This is a genomic window from Saccharomonospora saliphila YIM 90502 (assembly GCF_000383795.1).
Taxonomy (GTDB): Bacteria; Actinomycetota; Actinomycetes; order Mycobacteriales; family Pseudonocardiaceae; genus Saccharomonospora; species Saccharomonospora saliphila.
Genome location: NZ_KB912697.1, coordinates 1 through 2,396, shown reverse-complemented (window position 1 = coordinate 2,396; position 2,396 = coordinate 1). Strand labels below are relative to the sequence as shown.

Annotated in this window: 3 protein-coding genes; all 3 read right to left on the bottom strand. The window is 74.7% G+C overall.

What is annotated here, in order from left to right; all coding sequences use genetic code 11:
- A partial coding sequence (locus SACSA_RS0115625) for a maleylpyruvate isomerase family mycothiol-dependent enzyme (RefSeq protein ID WP_019818569.1) occupies positions 1 to 692 on the bottom strand: 692 nt, incomplete at its 3' end.
- Positions 693 to 745: 53 nt separating this feature from the next.
- Positions 746 to 1,819: an NAD(P)-binding domain-containing protein gene (locus tag SACSA_RS0115620; RefSeq protein WP_019818568.1), complete on the bottom strand. Its 1,074-nt coding sequence runs from the start codon at positions 1,817 to 1,819 to the stop codon at positions 746 to 748.
- Between the two features lie 6 nt (positions 1,820 to 1,825).
- On the bottom strand, positions 1,826 to 2,396 hold a 571-nt coding region (locus SACSA_RS0115615), incomplete at its 5' end, for an MFS transporter (RefSeq protein WP_019818567.1).

Here is a 2,396-nt window from a genome sequence, read left to right as displayed (position 1 = left end):
CACAGCGCCCGGTACAGCGTCTCGGCCGGGCCGCGCAGCTCGGTCGTGGTGGCCGTGGGGTGGTCGACAGGGACGGTGCCGTCCGGCGGCGTGCGGGTGACGACCGGACGGTCCGGTCCCAGGCGCACGGTCCACTCGTCGCCGGTGTCGTCGGCCCGCACCCGCAGCGTGTGCGCGGTCTCCCACCGCAGGCGCCGGGAGCGGACACCGAAGCAGGCCAGAAGCTCGTCGATGCCGTCGGCGGCGAGTGCGGGATCGACCGGGGTGGCCGTCCCGGCGGCGCTCTCGGCATCGATGCGGTGCACCGTCGTCTCGTGCGCCTGGCGGCGGGCCCAGTGCTCGCGCGCCGACGGGGCCGCGAGGAAGGTCCAGCACGTCAGCTCCGCCGGGGCCTCCCGCAGCGCGGAGGCGAGCACGCCCACCCCGTCGGTGAACCACGACAGCAACGCCGAGTCCTCGGACGGAACCGCCTCGCGGTCGAACCATTCCTCGTCGACGGCGACCGGCTCGGAGTGGCCGGTGGTGACGTACATGGTCGCCCAGCGGTGCACATCGCCGGTGTGGCGCACGAGGTCGCGCACCCGCCAGCCGGGGCAGGTCGGGACCTCGGCGTCGAACCCGGCCGTCCGCGCGGTGCCGGCCAGCCGCTCTCCCGCGTCCTGAAGGGCGTTCACCCAGTCGATCACATCCACGCGGCGAGTATGTCAGTCCGTCGTGCCTGCCGGTTCCGGCACGACCTCGGCCGTCAGGCGCCGGAGGCCACCAGCGCACCCGCGTCGCGGACGTGCGCGGCCAGCGCCGCGAGCACGTACTCGGCGTCGCGGTGGACGCCCCGCAGGGTGTTCGACGCGAAGGTGCGCTGAAATTCCAGGCCCACGTAGGCCAGGCCCGGGTGCGTGGTGGACAGTCCGCCCGTGTGCCGGGGAAGTCCGTCCGCGAGCGCGCCCAGTGGCTCGAGATAGGCCAGATCGGGGCGGTAGCCGGTGGCGAAGAGCACCGTGTCGACCCGCTCGTGGGTCCCGTCCGGCCAGACGACTCCGTCGTCGGTGAAAGCGGTGAACATCGGGCGGCGGCGCGGGTGGCCCGACTCGATCGCGGCACGATAGGCCCCCGTGTCGAGCACGAGAGTGCCGGGCACGAGCGGTGCGAGCCATTCCGGTGGCAGCCGGTCGAAACCGGTGTGGTCCAGCCAGTAGTGCAGGTCCCGCCCGCCGTGGCGCTGGGGCAGGAAGCGCAGTGGCGCGCGGGAGGCGAGGGTGACCTCGGCGACCTCGGCGAGTTCCACGCCGACCTGCACGGCGGAGTTCCCGCCGCCGACGACGACCACGCGTTGCCCCGCGAACGGTTCCGGCGTGCGGTAGTCGGCCACGTGCGCCGTCCGCCCGGCGAAGTGGTGCCGCCCGGGCAGGTCGGGGACGACGGGGTTGCCGAAGGAACCACTGGCGGCGACGACACCGCGAGCCCGGTGGCTGCCGACACCGTCGGTGTGCGCGACGAACCCGCCGCCGTCCTCCGCCTCGACGGTGGTCACGCGCGTGCGCACGCGGATGTCGGCGTCCACGCGTGCCGCGCGGTCACGCAGATGCTCGACCACCGCGTCCCGGGTCGGGTAGTGCTCCGGGTCGCCGGGGAACGGCACGCCCGGGGCGCCGCTGTATCCGGCGGGCGAGAACAGGGTCAGGCTGTCGTAGTAGCGCGGCCAGGCCCCGACCGGTTCCAGGCCCGCTTCGAGCACCGTGGTGGTCAGTCCGTGCGCGCGGGCGGCGTGCGCGGCGGCGAGCCCGGACTGACCACCGCCGATGACGAGGATGTCGTTCATGGTGTGTTACTCCGTGCGGACAGGTGTGCGGGGAACGCTCGCCGGGGCGAGGGCGGCCGCGCCCAGTGCGAGCGCGGCGAGCATGAGGAACAGGGCGGGGTAGCCGCTCAGGTCGGCCAGCGCAGCCCCGGCGCCGGGGGCGAGGGCGATCGCGACGGTCACCGGTGCCGAGAGCAGACCGGTCAGCTGCCCGTAGTGCCGGGTGCCCCAGCGGTCGGTGACGGCGGTGGCCTGGAGCAGTGTGACGGTGCCCCGGGCCGCGCCCGCCAGGACGGACGCGGCGATCAGGACGGGTGCGGACGTCGTGACGCCGAGCAGCGCGGTCGTGGCGGCCACGGCGATCAGGATCAGCAGCGTGCGGTCGCGCACGCCGAGTCGTGTGGCCACGGGCTCGTAGCCGAGCCTGCCGAGTACCTGCCCGAGGCCGCCGAGTCCCAGTGCCAGTGCCGCCGTGCCCGGCGTCAGCCCGCGTTCGGTCAGCAGCGGCACGAGGTGCATCACCACCGTGAAGGCCGCGAACGAGCCGAGCGCCAGGGCGGCCACGAGCGCGGCGAAGGCGCGCCCGCGCGCGGCCGAG

Coding starts and splice junctions, on each gene's coding strand:
- SACSA_RS0115620 (WP_019818568.1), bottom strand. CDS start 1,819: ATGAACGACATCCTCGTCATCGGCGGTGGTCAGTCCGGGCTCGCCGCC.